This is a genomic window from Cytobacillus sp. (genome assembly GCF_032154635.1).
Taxonomy (GTDB): domain Bacteria; phylum Bacillota; class Bacilli; order Bacillales; family Cytobacillaceae; genus Cytobacillus.
Genome location: NZ_JALDXW010000002.1, coordinates 133,344 through 156,473, shown reverse-complemented (window position 1 = coordinate 156,473; position 23,130 = coordinate 133,344). Strand labels below are relative to the sequence as shown.

Sequence of the window (23,130 nt, the reverse complement as noted above, 5' to 3'; positions counted from 1 at the left end):
TGCTGAAATTAAAAATTCACGCTGGAGCATTTATTAATTGTGAAAAATACTCTATAATATCTTGAGGGGAGGTGAATAAGTATGGCAGATGTATTAGAACGCGTAACGAAGATTATCGTAGACCGTCTTGGTGTTGAAGAATCAGAGGTTAAGCTTGAGGCTTCATTTAAAGATGATCTTGGCGCTGATTCCCTAGATGTAGTAGAATTGGTAATGGAATTAGAAGATGAGTTTGATATGGAAATCTCTGATGATGACGCTGAAAAGATTGCAACAGTTGGTGATGCTGTTAACTACATACAAGCGAAGCAATAATCTAAGAGAATCAATTAAACTTTTTCAGTGAGGGTACACAAGCCCTCACTGCACTAAAAAATTCGTATTTCCTGTCCATTATTACCTGGGTTATTTTTTAGGTAATTGTGGACAGTAAATACGATATTCTTAAAGCTCCGTTCGTAAAACGGGGCTTTATTCTGTAAAAACGGGAATAGCTATTGATAGAAGACAATTTTATATCTAACAAGGGTGAAACAATATGCATAATAACGGAAAAGACAAAGAAAAACGTATGATTCGTTCTATAGATAAGCAATTCAAAGAATTTCAGAATAAGCTAGGGATCCAGTTTCAAAATGAGAAACTACTAAAGCAAGCATTCACCCATTCATCTTATGTAAATGAGCACCGCCGTAAACCACATGAAGATAATGAAAGATTAGAATTTTTAGGGGATGCGGTCCTTGAATTAACTGTTTCGCACTTTCTATTCCTAAAGTATCCAATGATGAGTGAAGGAGAACTAACGAAATTAAGGGCTGCGGTCGTCTGTGAGCCTTCATTAGTGGCATTTGCACATGAACTTTCCTTTGGGAAGTTAATTTTATTAGGAAAAGGCGAGGAGATGACTGGGGGAAGGGAAAGACCTGCTTTGCTTGCAGATGTATTTGAAGCATTTATTGGTGCGCTCTATCTTGATCAAGGGCTCCAAACCGTTATTCGTTTTTTAGAAAAAATTGTCTTCCCAAAGATCGATTCAGGTGCATTTGCGCATGTGATGGATTTTAAAAGCCAGCTTCAGGAGCTTATTCAGCGGGATGGCATAGGTTTGATAGAGTATAAAATATTACAAGAAAAAGGGCCTGCACATAATCGGGAATTTGTTTCGAGAGTATCTATGAATGGAAAAGAATTAGGGATTGGAACTGGCCGGTCGAAGAAAGAAGCAGAGCAGCACGCTGCCCAAATGGCACTTGAGGTGTTAAAAAGTCATACGTAAAAGGCGAAAAGAACTAGGGGAGTAATACCCTGGGGTAAGGGGGAGCAGTATTTGTTTTTAAAACGGTTAGATGTTGTTGGATTTAAATCGTTTGCTGAGAGGATCATGGTTGATTTTGTTCCTGGGGTCACAGCCGTTGTAGGACCCAATGGAAGCGGGAAGAGCAATATTACTGATGCCATTCGCTGGGTGTTGGGGGAACAATCAGCAAAATCATTACGCGGTGCAAAAATGGAAGATATTATTTTTTCTGGGAGCGATTCGCGTAAAGCGTTGAATTTTGCAGAGGTTACGCTCACCTTAGATAATGAGGATCAGCGTTTGCCCATTGATTATAACGAAGTGAGCGTCACAAGAAGAGTATATCGCTCTGGGGAAAGTGAATTTTTAATAAATAAACAAACTTGCAGGCTAAAAGATATTGTTGATTTATTTATGGACTCAGGTTTAGGGAGAGAAGCCTTTTCCATCATTAGTCAGGGTAGAGTAGAAGAAATACTAAACAGTAAAGCTGAAGAAAGAAGAACCATTTTTGAAGAAGCTGCTGGAGTTCTTAAATATAAGACAAGAAAGAAAAAAGCAGAGGGAAAGCTCTCTGAAACACAAGAGAATTTAAATCGTGTGAATGACATAGTGTTTGAATTAGAAACACAAGTAGAACCATTAAAAATTCAAGCATCCATTGCGAAGGATTATTTAGAACATAAGGAAGAACTAGAAAAAATTGAAGTGGCACTTACTGTTTTCGAAATCGAGGATTTACATTCGAAATGGGAGAAACTTTCGCAGGAATTAGAACTTCACAAGCAAAATGAAATAAAGCATTCAGCAACACTGCAAAGCAAAGAGGCAAAAATCGAAGAATTGAGGGACCATGCACAAGCGATTGATGAATCAATTAATGATTTGCAGAATGTATTGCTCCATGCGAGTGAAGAGCTTGAAAAGCTTGAAGGAAGAAAAGAAGTTTTAAAAGAAAGAAAGAAGAATGCTTCCCAGAATAAAGAACAGCTCCATAGAAGTTTAGAAGAATTGACAAACAAAGACTTGGAATTGACGAAGGAAAAAGAAAAGCAATTACATTTATTAGTAGAAGTAGAACAAGCTGCTTCTGTGCTGCAAAAGGAATTAAAGAAAAAGCAAGAGCAGCTTAAGCTATTTAGCGAAAATACAGAGGAAAAGCTTGAAACACTTAAAAGTGATTATATTGAAGTTCTAAGTAAACAAGCAGCTGCTAAAAATGAACTGCAAAATATTGAGCAGCAGGAAAGCCAATTGGGCTATCGAGTATCTAGGCTTGAAAAAGACAATGAAGGTTTTATTCAAACGCGAAAAGCAATTATAGAAAAGAAGGAAACCGTTCAATCTCTTCTTCAAAGCGTTCAGAATGAATTGGACGAGCAGGTAAAGAAATATAGAGATGAGCAAAGAAGGCTAGAAACGGCAAAAAATAACTACCAAAAACAAGAAACAACACTGTATCAAGCCTATCAATATTTGCAGAAGGCTAAATCCAGACAAGAAATGCTTGCAGAAATGGAAGATGATTATTCAGGATTCTTTCAAGGTGTAAAAGAGGTTTTAAAGGCACGAGGAAGCAAGTTGAACGGGATCGAGGGTGCCGTTGCTGAATTAATACAAGTACCTAAGGATTATGAAATTGCCATTGAAACAGCCTTAGGTGGAGCGACGCAGCATATTGTTGTTCAATCTGAAAAGGATGGCAGGGATGCGATCCAGTACTTGAAGAAAAATTCTTTCGGCAGAGCAACATTCCTTCCACTAAATGTGATAAAAGGGAAGAGCTTAAACCAAGGGCAGCTTCAATCTATTCAACATCATTCTGCATACATTGGTGTGGCAGCAAAATTAATAGACACAGATGTAAAGTACAATGAAACGATCAATAATTTGCTTGGGAATGTAGTAATTACGAAAGATTTGCAAGGTGCAAATGAATTGGCGAAGATTCTGCAATATCGGGTCCGTCTCGTCACACTTGATGGAGATGTGGTCAATCCTGGCGGTTCAATGACAGGGGGCGCGCTGAAACAAAAATCTTCCTCCATTTTAAGCAGAAAAGGTGAGCTCGAGGAATTAAAGACTAGAATTATCGATATGGAAACGAAAACACTTAGCATGGAAGAGCAAGTGAAGATGCTAAAGGCAGATATTCAAAAGCTTGAAGAAAGTCTTGAGACGCATAGAAAAACTGGGGAAGAGCTTCGACTAAAGGAACAAGCTGTCAAAAGCGATCTTCGGGAAGTAGAATTTGAAGAAAAAAGCTTGAATGAAAGACTGTCTCTGTATGATCTTGATAAGGCACAGTTTTCTGAAGACAAGGAAAGATTGATCACACGAAAGTCGGAGCTAAATACGTTGCTGTCGGAAATTGAAAATCAGATTATTTCTTTCGATTTAGAAATTAATAGGTTAACTGATCAGAAAAACATGCAGCAATCCTCAAAGGAATCTCTTTATTCTGAAATAAATGATTTAAAAGTGAAATATGCTTCAATAACTGAGCAATTGAACCATAAGAAAGATAAATTCGAAGCACTCTCCTTAGAATTGTCATTAAATAAAGAAAAGCTAGAAACGATTAAAGAGGATATAGAATTATTATCTTCAGAAATGACCAATAGCTTTTCAGGTGAACAGCAGCTTGAGGATGCGGCTAAAAGAAAGCTTCAGGATAAAACAGAAACAATTGCGCTAATCTCTTCAAGAAGAGAAGAACGTTTAAAGCTTCAAGCTGCACTAGAGGACTTAGAGCTTGAAACAAAAGAACTTAAGAGACAGCATAAAGGGATGACTGAAGCATTAAAGGATCAAGAGGTAAAGCTGAATAGGCTTGATGTTGAATTGGAAAATAGATTAAACCATTTACGCGAGGAATATTTACTGTCCTTCGATGCTGCAAAGGAAGAATATCCGTTGACTATCCCCGCAGATGAAGCAAGGAAAAAAGTAAAACTGATTAAATTGGCAATTGAAGAGCTTGGTACTGTCAATCTAGGGGCAATTGAAGAGTATGACCGTGTTTCTGAACGGTATGAATTTCTACTTGAACAGAAAAATGATCTCCAGGAAGCAAAAGATACTTTATTTCAGGTAATAGATGAAATGGATACTGAAATGAAAAAACGTTTCCAAGAAACGTTTGAGGGGATACGCTATCATTTTGAAACTGTTTTCCGTTCATTATTTGGCGGAGGAAGAGCCGATCTTAAATTAACAAATCCTGAAGACTTATTAAATACGGGTGTTGAGATTGTTGCACAGCCGCCAGGGAAAAAACTGCAAAACCTTGGACTATTATCTGGTGGTGAACGTGCACTAACAGCAATCGCACTGCTTTTTTCAATTTTGAAAGTACGTCCTGTTCCATTCTGTATTTTGGATGAGGTGGAAGCAGCGCTTGATGAGGCGAATGTATCTCGCTTTAGTCAATATTTAAAGAGATTCAGCACAGAAACACAGTTTATTGTCATCACCCATCGGAAAGGAACGATGGAAGAGGCGGATGTGCTATATGGAGTAACGATGCAGGAATCAGGTGTTTCTAAATTAGTATCCGTTCGTCTGGAAGAAACGAAGGAATTAGTTGCCCAATAAAAGGAAGTGAAATCATGAGTTTTTTTAAAAAATTAAAAGAAAAAATCACGAAGCAAACGGATAGTGTGACAGAAAAGTTTAAAGATGGTTTGGCGAAAACTAGAGATAATTTTTCCGGAAAAGTGAATGATCTTGTTGCTAGATATCGGAAAGTGGATGAGGATTTCTTTGAAGAACTTGAAGAAATTTTGATCCAAGCGGATGTCGGCTTTGATACTGTCATGAAGCTAGTTGAAGAATTAAAAATGGAAGTAAAGCGTAAAAATATCCAGGATCCGCAAGAGGTTCAAAGTGTGATCTCTGAAAAGCTTGTTGAAATTTATGAAGCAGGCGGGGACCGATCTGCTGAATTAAATATGCAAGACGACTCCTTAACAGTTATTCTATTTGTTGGTGTAAACGGTGTTGGAAAGACAACAACAATTGGAAAGCTCGCCCATAAATTTAAGAGTGAAGGAAAAAAGGTATTGTTAGCAGCTGGTGATACGTTCCGTGCCGGTGCGATTGAACAGCTGGAGGTATGGGGAGAAAGAGTCGGTGTTGAGGTCATTAAACAAGGAGCTGGCTCCGATCCTGCAGCAGTAATGTTTGATGCTGTACAAGCTGCTAAATCCCGTAAAGCAGATATTCTTATTTGTGATACAGCAGGAAGATTGCAAAACAAAGTAAATCTTATGAAAGAGCTTGAAAAAGTGAAGCGCGTGATTGAACGGGAGATTCCAGGAGCGCCACATGAGGTATTATTGGTTCTTGATGCAACAACCGGTCAAAATGCAATGATCCAAGCGAAAACATTTAAGGAAGCAACAGATGTGAGCGGAATTGTATTGACGAAGCTAGATGGAACAGCAAAAGGGGGAATTGTTTTAGCTATTAGAAATGAGCTTAATATTCCGGTGAAATTTGTAGGTCTTGGTGAAAAAATGGATGATCTTCAGGAATTTAATGCAGAACAATATGTATACGGGTTGTTTGCAGACTTAGTTGAAAAGGAAGCATAAAAACAGGGAGGAAAAACAGCTGGCAAAATGGATGCCAGCTGTTTTTCAATGTCCAGCAGTCGTCTCCGCTTTTCTCTGTCCAGCTGCGGCTCCTACCCCCTCGAGGTCACAAGCCAACCTGGCTAGAAGGTTAAAGAACAACCTTCCATCCAGTTTGTCTTATGCTTGTCGGAGATAAGCAAGTCGCCTCCGCTTTTCTATTGACATGCGTTGTGCTTCTAGGTAAACTTACTATTGTAAAGGCTTTTCACTTAACAAGGGGGAGTAGGGATGTTAGAAAAGACAACGAGAATGAATTATCTTTATGATTTTTATCAATCGTTGTTGACTCCTAAGCAGCGAAGCTATATGTCCCTTTATTACCTGGATGATTTTTCACTTGGAGAGATTGCAGAGGAATACGATGTTAGCAGACAAGCGGTATACGACAATATTAAACGTACTGAAGCAATGCTTGAAGAGTATGAAGAGAAGCTGTTATTATTTCAGAAATTTCAAGAGCGGAGCAAACTGCTTGTCAAAATAAAAGAAATGCTTGCAAAAGATGATCCTGAAAATAAAGCAATTTTCAAGGCAGTAGCCGAGCTTGAGAAATTAGATTAGGAGGCGGCAAGATGGCATTTGAAGGATTAGCCGACCGACTGCAGAATACAATCCAGAAGATCCGCGGCAAGGGAAAGATAAATGAAGCGGATGTAAAAGACATGATGCGTGAAGTTCGTCTTGCCCTATTAGAGGCGGATGTTAACTTTAAGGTCGTCAAAGATTTTGTTAAAAAGGTAAGTGAACGAGCTGTTGGCCAGGAAGTTCTCAAAAGTTTAACGCCTGGACAGCAGGTTATTAAGGTTGTTAAGGAAGAGCTTACGGAGTTAATGGGTGGAGAACAAAGCAAAATTGCCGTTTCTAACCGGCCGCCAACCGTGATTATGATGGTTGGTTTACAAGGTGCGGGTAAGACAACAACGACTGGTAAGCTTGCCAATCTACTCCGCAAGAAATACAACCGTAATCCAATGCTTGTTGCAGCAGATATTTATCGACCGGCTGCGATTAAACAGCTTGAAACACTTGGGAAGCAATTAAATATGCCTGTATTTTCACTTGGTGACCAAGTAAGCCCAGTTGAAATAGCAAAGCAGGCAATTGCAAAGGCGAAAGAAGATCATAATGATTATGTTCTTATCGACACAGCTGGCCGTTTGCATGTGGATGAAGCTCTGATGGATGAGCTTAAAGATATTAAAGAGCTCGCTAAACCAGATGAGATATTCCTAGTCGTTGATGCGATGACTGGACAAGATGCGGTCAACGTGGCCAAAAGCTTCAATGAACAGCTTGGTCTGACAGGTGTTGTACTGACAAAACTTGATGGTGATACACGTGGGGGAGCAGCATTATCGATCCGTGCAGTAACTGAAACACCGATTAAATTTGTTGGTCTTGGAGAAAAATTAGACGCTCTCGAACCCTTTCATCCGGAACGTATGGCTTCACGGATATTAGGAATGGGCGATGTTCTTACGCTAATTGAAAAGGCTCAGGCGAATGTAGATGAAGAAAAAGCCAAGGAAATGCAGCAGAAATTTCGCAATGCTTCTTTTACATTCGATGATTTCCTGGAACAATTAGGTCAGGTTCGCAGTATGGGACCACTCGATGAGCTTCTGAAAATGATGCCAGGAGCTAATAAAATTAAAGGTTTAAATAATCTTCAAGTGGATGAAAAACAGATCACCCATGTGGAAGCAATCATTCAATCGATGACAAAGGATGAGAAAATTCATCCGGAAACGATTAATGCGAGCAGACGTAAACGAATTGCTAAGGGAAGTGGAACGACTGTTCCTGAAGTGAATCGCTTGCTTAAGCAATTCGAAGATATGAAAAAGATGATGAAACAAATGACAGGCGGCTCGCCAAAAGGAAAGAAAAAAGGTGGATTTAAGCTTCCATTTAATCCTTTTTAGGTGAAAGAAGAAAAAAAATTTTAGCTGTAAAGAAAAAAACCTTTACAAACTATTTAGGAATCTGATAATATACTATCTTGTGTGAAACTATTCGGAGGTGCTTATTAAAATGGCAGTAAAAATTCGTTTAAAACGTATGGGAGCAAAAAAGTCTCCTTTTTATCGTATCGTAGTAGCTGATTCTCGTTCACCACGTGATGGACGTTTCATTGAAACAGTAGGAACTTACAATCCAGTTGCAGATCCTGCAATCGTTGATATTAATGAAGAATTAGCTCTTAAATGGCTTCAAACTGGTGCGAAGCCATCAGATACAGTTCGTAACCTATTCTCTAAACAAGGCATTATGGAAAAATTCCATAACGCAAAAAACGGTAAGTAATTCATAAACACATGAAAGAACTTATTGAAACGATTGTGAAGCCCCTTGTTGATTTTCCGGAAGATGTTCAAGTAATGGTTCTTGAAGAAGAAAATCGCGTGACCTATCAGCTTTCTGTCAACAAGACTGACATGGGGAAAGTAATTGGGAAGCAAGGGCGCGTTGCGAAAGCAATACGAACTGTTGTCTATGCAGCAGGATCCTCGCAACAGAAGAAAATCTTCTTAGAGATTAGTGAATAAGAAAAGCGAAAGCGCCTTGCTTAGTCCCGACAAGTATAAGACGAGCTGTCGAGAAGGTTGTAATTTAACCTTCTTGGCAGATTGGCTTATAACCTTGAGGGACTAGGCGCCGAAGCTAGACAATAAGAAAAGCGAGAGAAAGGAGGGTTCATACCCTCCTTTTTTTCCAATTATCAAAGGAATTCATATACTTTAAATGAGTGCTAGAACACGTTCACAGCCCTTGGGAGGCGTTGCCTGTTGAAAATAATTCAATCTGTCGTGGTAAAGCAAGTTCTTACGGAGAAAAGCAAATTGGTGCTGCTAGAAAGCTATGAGAAAAATAAACAACAGCTAAAAAAAGAGTGCGAACAGCTCCAATTTGAATTAAAAAAATTAGAAAAACAGAAAAGGTTTCAGCCCAATAATATTAGGATGCATTTTGAGAAAGAGATTCAAAAGCGGGAAGAAAAAGCAAAGCTGCTTGATTTTCAAATTGAACAATTACATATACTACCATTAGGCAGTGAGCTGAAGGAAAAAGAAGTAAATGCAATAATCGATATTGAAGTAGGAGATCGCTGGGAAGCGGTGCAAAAAGAAAAGACAATTATAATAAAAGATGGCATTATTGATGAAATACGTTAGAGGTGAAATACGGGATGGAAAAATGGTTTAATGTCGGTAAGATCGTAAACACACATGGAATTAAAGGAGAAGCACGTGTAATTTCAAAAACAGATTTTGCTGATGAACGCTATAAGCCTGGAAATAAATTAACTTTATTTATGCCCGACACGAATACCCCCATCGAGCTAATAATTAAATCACATCGTACTCATAAGTCATTTGATTTACTTACTTTTGAAGGGTATGAAAATATTAATGATATAGAAAAAATGAAGGGTGGTATATTAAAGGTATCTGAGGACCAGCTTGGTCAGCTCGAAGAGGATGAATATTATTACCACGAAATTATTGGCTGTACAGTTACAACACTTGAGGGAGAGGAAATCGGAAAAATCCGAGAAATTCTCTCACCGGGTGCCAATGATGTATGGGTGATCAAGGGGAAAGGCGGGAAAGATATTTTAATTCCCTACATAAAAGATGTAGTAAAAAGAGTAGATGTAAAAGCTAAGAACGTAATCATTGATCCGATTGAAGGACTACTTTCATGATGAAGATTGATGTTTTAACCCTTTTTCCAGAAATGTTTGAAGGAGTCCTCGGTTCATCAATATTAAAAAGAGCGTCAGAAAATAAAGCGGTAGATTACAATGTAGTGAATTTTAGAGCGTATGCTGATAATAAGCATCAAACGGTTGATGATTACCCTTATGGGGGAGGAGCTGGAATGGTTCTAAAACCTCAGCCCATTTTTGATGCGGTTGCAGATCTACGTGAAAAAAGCGCCTCAGTCCCTCGGGTGATTCTTCTTTGTCCGCAAGGAGAGAAATATACCCAAAAAAAAGCGGAAGAGTTAGCTGGTTTAGATCACCTTATTTTTATATGCGGCCATTATGAGGGGTACGATGAGAGAATTCGTGAACATGTCGTGACCGATGAAATTTCGATTGGTGATTTTGTGCTAACAGGAGGGGAGCTTGGAGCAATGGTTGTCATTGATAGCGTTGTTCGTCTCCTGCCTGGTGTGTTAGGAAAAGTAGAGTCTCACTTAAGTGACTCGTTTAGTACTGGACTGTTAGAACATCCTCATTATACACGTCCAGCAGATTTCAGAGGGATGAAGGTACCGGACGTTCTTATTTCAGGCAACCATCGGCTTATTGATGAATGGCGGACGAAAGAATCATTAAGAAGGACTGTGCTTAGAAGGCCGGATTTACTTGAACAGATAGAATTATCTGCGATACAAAAAAAATGGCTAGAAGAAATCAAAAAAGAGAGTAAATAGCATTGATGTTGATTGCTATGTATGTTACAATATTTTTTGTGACTTAGGCTGGAAGAAAGTCGGAGCGGCTTATGACCTCGAGGGGGCTAGGGCTGCAGCTGGACAACTTCAGTTTTCGTCTTATTAAGATGTTCCGCTGCAATTGGAAGAAATGATGTGCAAGAGCATCTGTTGGAAGGAGTTGAAAACGATGCATAAATTAATTGAAGAGATCACAAAAGAACAACTTCGTACAGATCTTCCTTCTTTCCGTCCTGGTGATACTGTACGTGTACACGTAAGTATTGTTGAAGGAACACGTGAGCGTATTCAGGTGTATGAAGGAGTTGTGATTAAGCGTCGTGGTGGTGGAATCAGCGAAACTTTCACAGTTCGTAAGATTTCTTACGGTGTAGGCGTAGAGCGTACATTCCCTGTACACACACCAAAGATTGCGAAGCTTGAAGTTATCCGCCGCGGTAAAGTACGCCGTGCGAAACTTTACTACCTACGTAACCTACGTGGTAAAAAAGCTCGTATCAAAGAAATTCGATAATAAAAAAAGCGGAAAGGAGCTTGTTCAACAAGCTCCTTTTTCTTAGCAAATAAATTTACATATTTGATTAATAATAAATATATAAGGCTCCTATCCTGTTTTTTTAGGGAGATTTTTGTAATATATATATTAGAGGTATATAACGAGCCCATTAAAAGTGGATTTTTTAATGGATATTTTTTACAAGAGATTGGTGGGGAAATCATGGCTAAGAAGAAAAATGAACTGTGGGAATGGACAAAGGCACTTGTTATTGCAGTATTGTTAGCTGCAGTTATCCGATATTTTTTATTTGCTCCAATAGTAGTGGATGGATTGTCAATGATGCCTACATTGCATGATCAAGATCGGATGATTGTAAACAAGTTCAGTTATAAAATTGGCAAGCCCGAACGTTTCGATATCATTGTTTTTCATGCACCAGAAAATAAGGATTACATAAAGAGAGTCATTGGTCTCCCAGGTGATCGGATTGAATACAAAGATGACACGCTTTATGTAAATGGAAAAGCATATGAAGAACCATATTTGGATGAGTATAAGAAACAAGTGATTGATGGTCCATTAACTGAACCATTTACTCTTGAAGAAAAAATAGGATCGGAAACGGTTCCTGAAGGTCATCTATTTGTTATGGGTGATAATCGTAGATACAGCAAGGATAGTCGTCATATTGGGGCTGTCCCGATGGAAAAAGTACTAGGGAATACAGGGATTATTTATTGGCCAATAGAAGATATTCGTATCGTAAAATAATCGATGGGAAGCAACTGGTTCATAGGCTATTTGCTTCTCATCAACCTCCTATCTCTCCCCTCAAAAAGTACCATAATTCAAAGTTAATTACTTCAAAATTTTACAAATGGAGGTGGCAGCCTTGACCATCCAATGGTTTCCGGGTCACATGGCGAAAGCCCGCAGACAGGTAACAGAAAAACTAAAGCTTGTGGACATCATCTTTGAACTTGTCGATGCTAGAATTCCATATTCCTCTAGAAATCCAATGATCGATGAAATCATTCAGCATAAACCAAGATTAGTTCTTCTTAATAAAGCGGACATGGCAGATAAAGAAGCGACAAAGCAATGGATTAAATATTTCAAAGAGAAGGGAATAAAGGCTCTTGCTATAAATTCTCAGGCAGGGCAAGGGATGAAAGAAATTGTTGCTGCATCTGAGGAAATACTACAGGAGAAATTTGATCGGATGAGAGCAAAGGGTGTAAGACCTAGGGCGATTCGAGCAATGATTGTTGGCATTCCAAATGCTGGGAAGTCCACGTTAATTAATAGACTTGCAAAAAAAAATATTGCAAAAACCGGAAATACGCCAGGGGTAACGAAAGCGCAACAATGGATTAAGGTAGGAAAGGAACTAGAATTGCTTGATACTCCAGGGATTTTATGGCCGAAATTTGAAGATCAAGAAGTTGGCTTAAAACTGGCCCTTACGGGTGCAATAAAGGATACGATTTTAAACTTACAGGACATTGCCGTATTTGGTCTTCGTTTTCTTGAAAAATATTATCCAGATCGATTGAAAGACCGCTATCAAATGGAAGTTATTCCTGAAGATATTGTTGAAATGTTTGATGCGATTGGCAAGGTGAGAGGATGCCTTATGGGACGGGGCGAAATCGATTATGATAAAGTGACAGAACTAGTGATTAGAGAGTTTCGAACAGAGAAATTAGGAGCTGTTACTTTGGAACGTCCTGAAGACTTATTAGAATGATCCAGCGAACAATTAATATCATCTAACACCAAGGCCTTCTCCTTATAGAAGGCCTTCATTTTTTTGATAAAATGCCGATACATAGGTTATAGAAACTGAAGGGGAAAATCATGGGAAAAATTAGCATTCGTGAAATCGAGGAAATATTAATAGCAAAGAATGAAATCGATCATTCGTTTATAGAATTACTAGCCAATGATGAACGAAAGGGCGTTCAACACCTTTTAAAAAAGTGGCACCGCCGGAAGGAAGAAGAGAAAAAGGTACACGAAAAATATGTGCAAATGACTAGGTATGAACAGAAATACAGAAATCTTGGCTATCAACATATTGCTGGTATAGATGAAGTGGGGAGAGGCCCGCTGGCAGGTCCTGTTGTAACGGCAGCTGTTATATTACCTGCCGATTTTTATTTACCAGGTCTTAATGACTCGAAAAAGCTTTCAGAGCAAAAGCGTGAGCAATATTTTGAAATCATTCAATCCCGAGCGACTGCAATTAGTGTTGGAATAATCCATGTCGATGAGATAGATCGTATTAATATTTATGAAGCGACGAAAAAGGCTATGACAGATGCTGTTGTCCATTTAAATGTACAACCTGATTTTCTACTAATAGATGCAGTTAAACTCGACACTCCGTATCCGTTTGAAGCTATTATTAAAGGTGATGAGAAAAGTATATCTATTGCAGCTGCATCAATTATTGCAAAGGTAACACGTGATCGGCTAATGTCCGGTATAGGCAATGAGTACCCTGAATATGGGTTTGCGAAAAATATGGGATATGGAACAAAAGAGCATCTTGCTGCCATTCAAAAGTTTGGTATTACTCCCTATCATCGAAAAAGCTTTTCTCCGATAAAGGAGTATGTGGACAAATAGGAAGAAGGTGATAGCATGCGAACGTTGAATATCGTTCAGGATTTAATCTCACAAAATAAACTAGCGACTAATAGACCCCTTACCTTTCGACCAGGGCAGATTATTAGCGGGAAAGTTTTAAAGCTCTTTCCGAATCAGATGGCTGAAGTACAGGTTGGCTCTCAAAAGATTATTGCTCAATTAGAGGTAGGTCTATCTGTAAATGACCGGCACTTTTTTCAGGTTCAATCTATGGATGGGCAGGTACAGCTAAAAGTAATGGAATCACTTGGCTTAAATGGAAAGCAATTTTCAGTTGAGAACCTATTAAGACAGCTGAACATTCCAGTTACAAAAGAAAATGTTTCCTTGCTCCAGTTCTTTTTGAGAGAACAGCTTCCAATTACGAAGGATACGATTCATATGGCAGCTGAATGGCTGAAAGGCAGCGAATCTTTTAAGGAAGGATTAGAGGGGATTAGAATATTGTTGACTCAGCAGCTCCCTTTTACAAAGGATGTCTTCTATTCCCTGACTTCTATCCTGAAAAATGAACCTATGTCTTTGTTAATGGAAAACCTGTTAACTCAGATCAAGGATGGCATGCCAACGGACTCCAGCAATAAGCTTTCAGCATTATTAGCAGAACTGATAATAACGGAAAAGGAAAAGATGAGCAATATTGCTTTAATAAAGCTAGTAAAAGACTGGCTTAGTTCAACGGACCACCTACAATCAAAAACAGCTTTTCAATTCCTCCAGAACACAGGGTTCATTTCTTCAAATACAAGTGAAGAGGGGATGATCCAGCAAGCTCTTGAAAAATGGATAAATGCAGGCATCGTGCAGACGAAAGGCATTCAACCGTTAAATATAATTCCTGAAATCGTTGAAAATAATCGTAACGGCAGCAGAGAGGAGCTCATTTTAACGCTAACTAAGCTTCAAAATTTACTAAAAAGTGAAGTGAACGGCGGGGCGGAATCGAAAGCTTTAAGCGAGATCCAGAAAGTCTTATCTGAAATAAGGAGCTCTAACATTTCCCCTCCCTTAAATGAAAGGGATATGAAAGCTTTAGCAAAAGCCATTTTTCATTTATTAGCACAAGAGACTGACAGGATGGAATTACCCAATCGTACCGCAGTATGGAAGCAAATTCTTCCTATTTTAAGCCAAACGCAACAGTCACTTTCAAAACTGGATAACATGCTATTCATGGATCAGGCTAAAATGACGACTAGTCTATCTAATGAAGAACAAACACTTATCAATCAGATCAAGAATGACATAAAAATAGCTGGGGTACAGTGGGATAATTCGCATGCTGTAAAGGATCAGATCAAACATTTAGTACACTCAATCGGCCTTTCTTACGAACACGAGCTGTTAAGTGGACTGAAAAACCGAGAAGGGGATATTGTTAATAAAGCAGATACGCTTAAACCGCTTCTGATGCAGTTGCTATCCGAGGAAGCCTCACCAGCAATAAAAGATACAGCAGAGAAGCTATTATTCAAAATAACAGGCTTCCAGTTGCTCTCACAGGAGGTAGGGCCGATTCAGCAATATGTATTTCAAGTGCCATTGTCTTTTTGGGAGATGAAATCAGACTTAACTATGCAATGGAGTGGAAGGAAAACGGAGAATGGTAAAATCGATCCTAATTTCTGCCGTGTACTTTTCTATCTGAATCTGAATCAATTGAAGGAAACAATTGTTGACTTACAGGTGCAGAATAGAATAATGAACATTTCGATAATAAATGAGCGGACTGATTTGAGAATGCTCGCTGCTCCTTTCATCCCTCATTTAAAGGAAAATTTATCAAAAATCAATTACCAGCTATCATCTATTGTTTTTGAAAAACCAAAAGAAGAGAATGTGAATAAATTAAAGGCAAAGATTGCAGTGCCTACTCAAACGAGTCAAGTAAACGGGGTTGATTTTCGGATATGAAGCAGGAGAAGCATTTGCGGAAAGAGGCAGTGGCATTATCATACAATAAATTTGGACAAGATATCCCTCGAGTGATTGCAAAAGGGAAGGGCTTAGTTGCTGAAAACATCCTTGGACAAGCAAAGGAGAATCATATTCCAATTCAGGAGGATCCATCCTTGGTCGAACTTCTAGGAAAGCTAGAAATCAACGAGCAAATTCCAGATGAACTATATCAAGCCGTAGCTGAAATCTTTGCATTTATTTATCGTACGGACGAAGCGGTGAAAAAAAATAGTTAAATTTATTGATTTACGTCGGTCTGATTAATTGAACAAGCATTTATATACGAAGTAATAACCAGTGCAGTAATATTAGGCAGGCCGATATTAACATACTTGGTTGTGAGCAGATGTTCGTCAATGTACTTTATACTAAAAAAATAATATTTTCCCTTTATCAAGTGAATATTGTAATAAGTAGAGGGTATTTTAGTTTCTAAATTTTAGAAATTTTAAAAGAAATATAATATTTCCCTAATAAAGGTGGACAAGGTTTGTGTAGTTTTATAAAATGAAAGCGCAGTCTATTTTTGTAAAGAGTTATAGGAGGATGGGAAATGAATATCCATGAGTACCAAGGTAAAGAAATCCTCAGAAAATACGGGGTAGCAGTACCAAATGGAAAAGTTGCATTCACAGTTGACGAAGCTGTTGAAGCAGCAAAACAATTAGGCACAGAAGTTTGTGTAGTAAAGGCACAAATACATGCTGGCGGCCGTGGGAAGGCTGGCGGTGTTAAAGTTGCGAAAAATTTAGATGAAGTTCGTACATATGCTAATGAAATTCTTGGCAAAACACTTGTTACGCACCAAACAGGTCCTGAAGGAAAAGAAGTTAAACGCTTGCTAATTGAAGAGGGCTGTGACATTAAAAAAGAATACTATATTGGTTTAGTTCTAGACCGTGCCACTTCACGAGTTGTTCTGATGGCTTCTGAAGAAGGCGGAACAGAAATTGAAGAAGTAGCAGAAAAAACACCTGAGAAAATCTTCAAGGAAGAAATTGATCCAGTTGTTGGTTTAAGTGCGTATCAAGCTCGCCGCATTGCATTTAACATCAATATTCCGAAAGAGCTAGTCGGACAAGCTGTTAAATTCATGATGAGTTTATATACAGCTTACATTGAAAAGGATTGTTCAATCGCTGAAATTAACCCATTAGTTGTCACTGGCGATGGAAAAGTTATGGCATTGGATGCCAAATTAAACTTTGATTCAAATGCATTATACCGTCAAAAAGACGTACTAGAGTATCGTGACCTTGAAGAAGAAGATGCAAAAGAAATCGAAGCATCAAAATATGACCTTAGCTACATTTCATTAGATGGAAATATCGGATGTATGGTTAACGGTGCAGGTCTTGCGATGTCTACAATGGATATCATTAAACATTATGGCGGCGATCCAGCTAACTTCCTTGATGTTGGGGGCGGTGCTACGGCAGAAAAGGTTACAGAGGCATTCAAAATTATCCTTTCTGATCCTAATGTAAAAGGTATTTTCGTTAATATCTTTGGTGGAATCATGAAGTGTGACGTTATCGCAACAGGTGTTGTTGAAGCTGCTAAGCAAGTAGGCTTGAAAGTACCATTAGTTGTTCGTTTAGAAGGTACGAATGTAGACTTAGGAAAGAAAATTCTTGCAGAATCTGATATTGAGATTGTTGCAGCTGAGTCTATGGCTGACGGTGCACAAAAAATTGTTTCCTTAGTTGGCTAAGCATTGGAGATAAGAAAGGGGAATTGACGTGAGCGTTTTTATTAATAAAGATACGAAGGTTATTGTTCAAGGGATTACGGGTTCAACAGCCCTTTTTCATACAAAACAAATGCTTGAATATGGTACAAAGATTGTTGGAGGAACTTCACCTGGAAAAGGCGGTTCTGAAGTAGAAGGAGTGCCTGTATTTAATACAGTTCAGGAAGCTGTACAAGCTACTGGTGCAACTGCTTCTGTTATTTATGTCCCGGCTCCATTTGCTGCAGATGCTATTTTGGAAGCTGTTGATGCTGAGCTGGATTTAGCTATCTGTATCACTGAACATATCCCAGTTCTGGATATGGTTAAAGTGAAACGCTATATGGAAGGCAAGAAAACGCGCCTAGTAGGGCCAAACTGCCCAGGTGTAATTACTCCGGATGAATGTAAAATTGGAATTATGCCAGGATATATTCATACTAAGGGTCATGTAGGTGTTGTTTCTCGTTCAGGAACATTAACGTATGAAGCAGTTCATCAATTAACTGAAGCAGGAATCGGACAGACAACAGCTGTAGGTATCGGTGGCGACCCAGTTAATGGAACAAACTTTATCGATGTGTTGAAGGCGTTCAATGAAGATCCTGAAACATATGCTGTGATCATGATTGGTGAAATTGGCGGAACAGCTGAAGAAGAAGCAGCAGAGTGGGTAAAAGCGAATATGACTAAACCTGTTGTTGGTTTTATTGGAGGACGCACAGCACCTCCTGGAAAACGTATGGGACATGCAGGTGCTATTATTTCAGGTGGGAAAGGTACAGCTGATGAGAAAATCCGCGTAATGAATGAATGCGGCATTGAAGTTGCAGATACACCATCAGTAATGGGAGAAACATTAATTAAGGTTCTTAAAGAAAAGGGCCTCTATGACAAATGTAAAACACATTAATATGTGAATGAATACCTTAATGAGTAGTCCCCCTAAGAAGGGGGACTATTTATACATCTTTCCCCAGTATTTTCCTCTACTCTAAACCACTTAGTATAATAATAAAATAGGAGGTTCCAATGGATGAATTTACAAAAAGGCTAGTTCATTTGCATCATTGCAAAGGAATTGGCTGGAAGACAATTTATCATATTTTAAAGGCAGACCCAGAGCTCAAATTTCTTTATGACCATAGATTTGATGATTTAAACCCTCAAAAATCCTCCATTAAAACAGCTCTTAATGATCTTCATTCTTATCTTATTCATGAACAAATCCAACAATATATACTAAATGACATACGAATAATTACGATTTTTGATGATCAATATCCACTTTTATTAAAAGAAACCTATCAGCCTCCATGGGTAATTTATGCAAAAGGGGATGTAAGTTTATTGAAAAAGAACAATCTGTTAGCTGTTGTCGGTTCTAGACAGTATACAGACTACGGAGAGCAAGCGATAAATTATATACTACCGAGATTAATAGAAGGGGGAATAATTATTGTAAGCGGTCTTGCGAAGGGAATTGATACAATTGCCCATCATTCAGCCATCCGAAATAATGGGCATACGATTGGTGTAATTGCTGGAGGGTTATACCACATTTATCCAATTGCAAATATAAATTTGGCAGAAAAAATGATGAAAAACCATTTAATTATTTCAGAATATCCCCCACATACAAAACCAGAAAGATGGCAATTCCCCATGAGGAATCGAATAATAAGTGGAATTAGCAAAGGAACGTTCATTATTCAGGCTAAAAGCAAAAGTGGTTCACTGATAACTGCGAACTGTGCTGTACAGGAAGGAAGAGAAGTATTCGCTCTACCAGGCAGTATATTTAGTCCATATTCAAGGGGCACAAATGAGCTCATTCAGCTTGGTGCGAAACTGGTCAATACGCCGGAAGATATATTAGAAGAATTAATATATTAAACTTTATGTATTATTTTTAGAAAATTGCTGTATAATTTCTAAAAAACATATTCTTTAGATTTATATCTAGATATGTGTTAAAGTATAAAAGCGCTTACGAAACATTACGATTATGTTTGACAAATATGTAATATATGTACAATAATAATGGAGAATTTCAAGATAATATTGGATTGTTTATACATTTATATATTAATTTGGATGCAATCAATTTCAAGCAGGAAAACTATTTCCATTGCCATTTATTAATATAATGACACTAGGCTGATGTTAAATATATATAAATAAAAAGCATAGTGAATCGTATGTTATATGTTATTATCTATTCCCAAATCGGTACGTGTTTAAATAATTTTAAAAATCCCTCTTAAGGAGGACTATTGATGTCAGAGTTTCTTGTAATCGTTGAGTCGCCCGCAAAGGCAAAAACGATTGAACGTTATTTAGGAAAAAAATATAAAGTGAAAGCATCTATGGGACATGTTCGGGATCTTCCAAAAAGTCAAATGGGTGTTTATAAAGAAAATAATTTTGAACCAAAGTATATAACTATCCGTGGGAAAGGCCCTGTATTAAAAGAATTGAAAACAGCAGCCAAAAAAGCAAAAAAAATCTACCTCGCGGCTGACCCGGATCGTGAAGGAGAGGCAATAGCCTGGCATTTGGCTCATAGTCTCAATATGGATGTTACATCTGATTGCCGCGTTGTTTTTAACGAAATTACAAAGGATGCTATAAAAGAATCATTTAAGCATCCTAGACCAATTAATATGGATCTTGTCGATGCTCAGCAAGCAAGAAGGCTGCTTGATCGTCTAGTTGGATATAACATAAGTCCTTTATTATGGAAGAAAGTAAAAAAAGGGTTAAGTGCTGGACGTGTTCAATCGGTAGCTGTTCGATTAATTATTGACAGGGAGAAAGAAATTCAAGCCTTTGTTCCTGAAGAATATTGGTCAATTGATGGGGAGTTCTTAAAAGGAAAAGAAAAGTTTGAAGCAGCTTTTTATGGAGCTGCCGATAAAAAGTGCGAATTAAAATCAAGAGAAGAAGTTGAAAATGTTCTTAACAGAATGGATGGAAATAAATTTCAGGTGACATCTGTCACAAAAAAGGAACGGAAACGAAATCCTGCAGCACCGTTCACTACTTCTTCACTCCAACAGGAAGCTGCAAGGAAATTGAATTTTCGAGCGAAGAAAACGATGATGCTTGCACAGCAGCTTTATGAGGGGATTGACCTTGGCAAAGAAGGGACAGTTGGTTTGATTACTTACATGAGAACCGATTCTACTAGGGTTTCAGAAATTGCTCAAGGTGAAGCATCACAATATATTGAACAATCATATGGAAAAGAGTTTCTGCAGACAGGAAAGAAAAAAGAGAAGAAAAAATCAAATGCTCAGGATGCACATGAAGCGATTCGTCCAACAAGTATTTTTAAGGAGCCATCTAGTTTAAAGGAATTTCTATCAAGAGACCAACTGCGGCTTTACCGTCTCATCTGGGAGCGGTTTGTCGCTAGCCAAATGGCTTCAGCGGTTATGGATACAATGAGTGTTGATTTAAAGAATGAAGATGTCATTTTTAGAGCTACTGGTTCCAAAGTGAAGTTTCCTGGCTTTATGAAAGTATATGTGGAAGGCACAGACGACAATGCAGAGGAAAAAGATAAGATGCTTCCAGATCTTCAAGAAGGAGATATTGTTTTAAAGAAAGATATTGAACCAAAGCAACATTTTACACAACCGCCACCAAGATATACAGAAGCGCGGCTTGTTAAAACACTTGAAGAGCTTGGCATTGGCCGACCTTCTACGTTTGCGCCGACGATAGACACCATTCAAAAACGCGGGTATGTTGCTTTAGATAATAAAAGGTTTATTCCTACAGAGCTGGGGGAAATTGTTTTAGAATCAATCCTCGAGTTCTTCCCTGATATTCTTGATGTTGAGTTTACTGCTAAAATGGAACAGGACTTAGACTATATTGAGGAAGGGAAAGTCAAATGGGTCAAAATCATTGATGATTTTTACAGTGATTTTGAAAAACAACTCGAAAAAGCGGAGAAAGAAATGCAAGAAGTAGAGATTAAGGATGAGCCAGCTGGAGAAGATTGTGAGCAGTGTGGAAATCCAATGGTCTTTAAAATGGGCCGTTACGGGAAGTTTATGGCATGCAGTAACTTTCCTGATTGCAGAAATACGAAAGCAATTGTTAAAGAGGTTGGAGTAAAGTGCCCAAGCTGTAAAGAAGGAAATATTATTGAAAGAAAAAGTAAAAAACGCCGGATTTTTTATGGGTGCGATCGATTCCCTGAATGTGATTTTATTTCTTGGGACAAACCGCTGCCGCGCAGCTGTCCAAAATGTGAGAGTCTTCTTGTAGAGAAGAAGCTTAAAAAGGGTGTCCAGGTGCAATGCGTAGAATGTGACTACAAGGAAGAAAAGCAAGGGTAAGGGTGGGCTAAATGGCTCACTCTTTTCTGTTAATCTTTGTCTTGTGTGTACAAAATAAATTTTTCTTCTTATATTTAAAACTTTATTATTTTACGAACGTAGTATATAATGCAAGATGGTTTGAAATTTGGGAAAGTTAAGAGTGAAGTTTCATTTACATAGTTAGTTGGAGGTTCTTACCAATGAAAGAAACAGTTAATGTCATAGGTGCTGGTTTAGCTGGAAGCGAAGCCGCTTGGCAAATTGCTAATCGTGGAATCCAAGTCCGCCTATACGAAATGAGACCAGTTAGACAAACACCGGCACATCATACAGATAAATTTGCTGAACTTGTGTGTAGCAATTCATTGAGAGCAAATACATTAACAAATGCAGTAGGTGTATTGAAAGAAGAAATGAGAAAGTTGAACTCTGTAATTATCGCTTCTGCTGATGCATGCGCCGTTCCAGCTGGTGGAGCTTTAGCAGTCGATAGACATGAGTTTGCTGCCTTGGTAACAGATAAGGTCAGAAACCATCCAAATGTAACTGTTATTACAGAAGAAATGACAGAGATTCCTGAAGGCCCTACTGTTATTGCAACAGGACCACTTACAAGTGAAGCACTTTCGTTGAAACTTAAGGAATTATCGGGTGAAGAATATTTATATTTCTATGATGCAGCAGCTCCAATCATAGAAAAGGAATCAATTAATATGGATAAGGTTTATTTAAAGTCTCGTTATGATAAAGGAGAAGCAGCATACTTAAACTGTCCAATGACTGAAGAGGAATTCAATACTTTTTACGAAGCATTAATTTCTGCTGAAACCGTTCCTTTAAAAGAATTTGAAAAAGAAATCTTTTTTGAAGGGTGTATGCCCATTGAAGTAATGGCTGGAAGAGGAAAGAAAACAATGCTGTTCGGTCCAATGAAGCCTGTTGGTTTAGAAGATCCGAAAACCGGGAAAAGACCGTTTGCAGTCGTTCAGCTTCGACAGGATGATGCGGCAGGAACATTATTTAATATCGTAGGTTTCCAAACGCATTTAAAATGGGGCCCGCAAAAAGAAGTGATTCAATTAATTCCAGGTCTAGAAAACGCTGAGATTGTCCGTTATGGGGTAATGCATCGTAATACCTTTATTAATTCACCAAAAGTACTTCGTCCTACCTATCAATTTAATAATCGTGAGGATCTATTTTTTGCTGGTCAAATGACGGGTGTAGAAGGGTATGTAGAATCTGCAGCAAGCGGATTAGTTGCTGGAATCAATGCAGCACGTCTTGTAAAGAGCCAAGAGCTTCTTGAATTCCCTCATGAAACGACTATAGGCAGTATGGCTAGATATATTACTTCTGCGAATGAAAAAAGCTTTCAGCCTATGAATGCCAATTTTGGCCTATTGCCAGATCTTCCTGTTAAGATAAAGGGGAAAAAAGAAAGAAATGAGCAACATGCAACAAGGGCGTTAGAAACAATTCAGAACTTTGCGAAAAATAAGGAGATTTAATTGCAAGGGCTTCTAAAATGTGATAAGATT

Annotated in this window: 22 protein-coding genes; all 22 read left to right on the top strand. The window is 38.3% G+C overall.

Annotated elements, in window-relative coordinates:
- Positions 1 to 81 precede the first annotated feature (81 nt).
- The 22 genes from RUH74_RS02695 (at position 82) to trmFO (ending at position 23,100) form a co-directional block, all read left to right on the top strand.
- The gene (locus tag RUH74_RS02695) at positions 82 to 315 is read left to right on the top strand and encodes an acyl carrier protein (protein ID WP_053475633.1); all 234 of its coding nucleotides are present in this window, start codon (positions 82 to 84) and stop codon (positions 313 to 315) included.
- A gap of 223 nt (positions 316 to 538) precedes the next feature.
- Positions 539 to 1,279, top strand: coding sequence for a ribonuclease III (gene rnc, locus RUH74_RS02690; protein ID WP_313798708.1), 741 nt, complete (start codon positions 539 to 541; stop codon positions 1,277 to 1,279).
- 51 nt (positions 1,280 to 1,330) lie between these two features.
- On the top strand, positions 1,331 to 4,897 hold the full coding sequence (gene smc / locus RUH74_RS02685; RefSeq protein ID WP_313798707.1) for a chromosome segregation protein SMC: 3,567 nt from the start codon (positions 1,331 to 1,333) through the stop codon (positions 4,895 to 4,897).
- 14 nt (positions 4,898 to 4,911) lie between these two features.
- Positions 4,912 to 5,898, top strand: a complete 987-nt coding sequence (ftsY, locus tag RUH74_RS02680) for a signal recognition particle-docking protein FtsY (protein WP_313798706.1) — start codon at positions 4,912 to 4,914, stop codon at positions 5,896 to 5,898.
- A 270-nt stretch (positions 5,899 to 6,168) separates the two neighbouring features.
- Positions 6,169 to 6,501, top strand: a complete 333-nt coding sequence (locus RUH74_RS02675; RefSeq protein ID WP_313798705.1) for a putative DNA-binding protein — start codon at positions 6,169 to 6,171, stop codon at positions 6,499 to 6,501.
- A gap of 11 nt (positions 6,502 to 6,512) precedes the next feature.
- A complete protein-coding gene (gene ffh / locus RUH74_RS02670; protein WP_313798704.1) occupies positions 6,513 to 7,865 on the top strand; it encodes a signal recognition particle protein in 1,353 nt (450 codons plus the stop codon).
- 109 nt (positions 7,866 to 7,974) lie between these two features.
- Positions 7,975 to 8,247 carry a 30S ribosomal protein S16 gene (gene rpsP, locus RUH74_RS02665; RefSeq protein WP_313798703.1) on the top strand — a complete coding sequence of 91 codons (273 nt, stop codon included), beginning with the start codon at positions 7,975 to 7,977 and terminating at the stop codon, positions 8,245 to 8,247.
- 11 nt (positions 8,248 to 8,258) lie between these two features.
- Entirely contained in the window at positions 8,259 to 8,489 is a 231-nt protein-coding gene (locus tag RUH74_RS02660; protein WP_313798702.1) for a KH domain-containing protein, read from the top strand.
- A 240-nt stretch (positions 8,490 to 8,729) separates the two neighbouring features.
- Positions 8,730 to 9,116 (top strand): YlqD family protein, encoded by a 387-nt coding sequence (locus RUH74_RS02655; protein WP_313798701.1) that lies wholly within the window; start codon positions 8,730 to 8,732, stop codon positions 9,114 to 9,116.
- A 14-nt stretch (positions 9,117 to 9,130) separates the two neighbouring features.
- Positions 9,131 to 9,649 carry a ribosome maturation factor RimM gene (rimM, locus tag RUH74_RS02650; protein WP_313798700.1) on the top strand — a complete coding sequence of 173 codons (519 nt, stop codon included), beginning with the start codon at positions 9,131 to 9,133 and terminating at the stop codon, positions 9,647 to 9,649.
- Positions 9,649 to 10,386 carry a tRNA (guanosine(37)-N1)-methyltransferase TrmD gene (gene trmD, locus RUH74_RS02645; protein WP_313798838.1) on the top strand — a complete coding sequence of 246 codons (738 nt, stop codon included), beginning with the start codon at positions 9,649 to 9,651 and terminating at the stop codon, positions 10,384 to 10,386. Before rimM ends, trmD begins: the two co-directional genes overlap by 1 nt.
- 190 nt (positions 10,387 to 10,576) lie before the next feature.
- Positions 10,577 to 10,921: a 50S ribosomal protein L19 gene (gene rplS / locus RUH74_RS02640; RefSeq protein WP_313798699.1), complete on the top strand. Its 345-nt coding sequence runs from the start codon at positions 10,577 to 10,579 to the stop codon at positions 10,919 to 10,921.
- Between the two features lie 204 nt (positions 10,922 to 11,125).
- Positions 11,126 to 11,677, top strand: a complete 552-nt coding sequence (lepB, locus tag RUH74_RS02635) for a signal peptidase I (protein ID WP_102271477.1) — start codon at positions 11,126 to 11,128, stop codon at positions 11,675 to 11,677.
- Between the two features lie 121 nt (positions 11,678 to 11,798).
- A complete protein-coding gene (ylqF, locus tag RUH74_RS02630) occupies positions 11,799 to 12,656 on the top strand; it encodes a ribosome biogenesis GTPase YlqF (RefSeq protein WP_313798698.1) in 858 nt (285 codons plus the stop codon).
- A gap of 110 nt (positions 12,657 to 12,766) precedes the next feature.
- Positions 12,767 to 13,540 (top strand): ribonuclease HII, encoded by a 774-nt coding sequence (locus tag RUH74_RS02625; RefSeq protein WP_313798697.1) that lies wholly within the window; start codon positions 12,767 to 12,769, stop codon positions 13,538 to 13,540.
- Positions 13,541 to 13,555: 15 nt separating this feature from the next.
- Complete coding sequence (locus tag RUH74_RS02620; protein ID WP_313798696.1) at positions 13,556 to 15,475, top strand: hypothetical protein; 1,920 nt, start codon at positions 13,556 to 13,558, stop codon at positions 15,473 to 15,475.
- Entirely contained in the window at positions 15,472 to 15,756 is a 285-nt protein-coding gene (locus RUH74_RS02615; protein ID WP_313798695.1) for an EscU/YscU/HrcU family type III secretion system export apparatus switch protein, read from the top strand. The genes RUH74_RS02620 and RUH74_RS02615 overlap by 4 nt, the downstream gene beginning before the upstream one ends.
- A gap of 317 nt (positions 15,757 to 16,073) precedes the next feature.
- The gene (sucC, locus tag RUH74_RS02610) at positions 16,074 to 17,234 is read left to right on the top strand and encodes an ADP-forming succinate--CoA ligase subunit beta (protein WP_313798694.1); all 1,161 of its coding nucleotides are present in this window, start codon (positions 16,074 to 16,076) and stop codon (positions 17,232 to 17,234) included.
- A 28-nt stretch (positions 17,235 to 17,262) separates the two neighbouring features.
- The gene (gene sucD / locus RUH74_RS02605) at positions 17,263 to 18,165 is read left to right on the top strand and encodes a succinate--CoA ligase subunit alpha (protein WP_313798693.1); all 903 of its coding nucleotides are present in this window, start codon (positions 17,263 to 17,265) and stop codon (positions 18,163 to 18,165) included.
- A 119-nt stretch (positions 18,166 to 18,284) separates the two neighbouring features.
- Positions 18,285 to 19,148: a DNA-processing protein DprA gene (dprA, locus tag RUH74_RS02600; RefSeq protein WP_313798692.1), complete on the top strand. Its 864-nt coding sequence runs from the start codon at positions 18,285 to 18,287 to the stop codon at positions 19,146 to 19,148.
- 383 nt (positions 19,149 to 19,531) lie between these two features.
- On the top strand, positions 19,532 to 21,607 hold the full coding sequence (topA, locus tag RUH74_RS02595; protein ID WP_313798691.1) for a type I DNA topoisomerase: 2,076 nt from the start codon (positions 19,532 to 19,534) through the stop codon (positions 21,605 to 21,607).
- A gap of 182 nt (positions 21,608 to 21,789) precedes the next feature.
- Positions 21,790 to 23,100 carry an FADH(2)-oxidizing methylenetetrahydrofolate--tRNA-(uracil(54)-C(5))-methyltransferase TrmFO gene (gene trmFO / locus RUH74_RS02590; protein WP_313798690.1) on the top strand — a complete coding sequence of 437 codons (1,311 nt, stop codon included), beginning with the start codon at positions 21,790 to 21,792 and terminating at the stop codon, positions 23,098 to 23,100.
- Positions 23,101 to 23,130 lie beyond the last annotated feature (30 nt).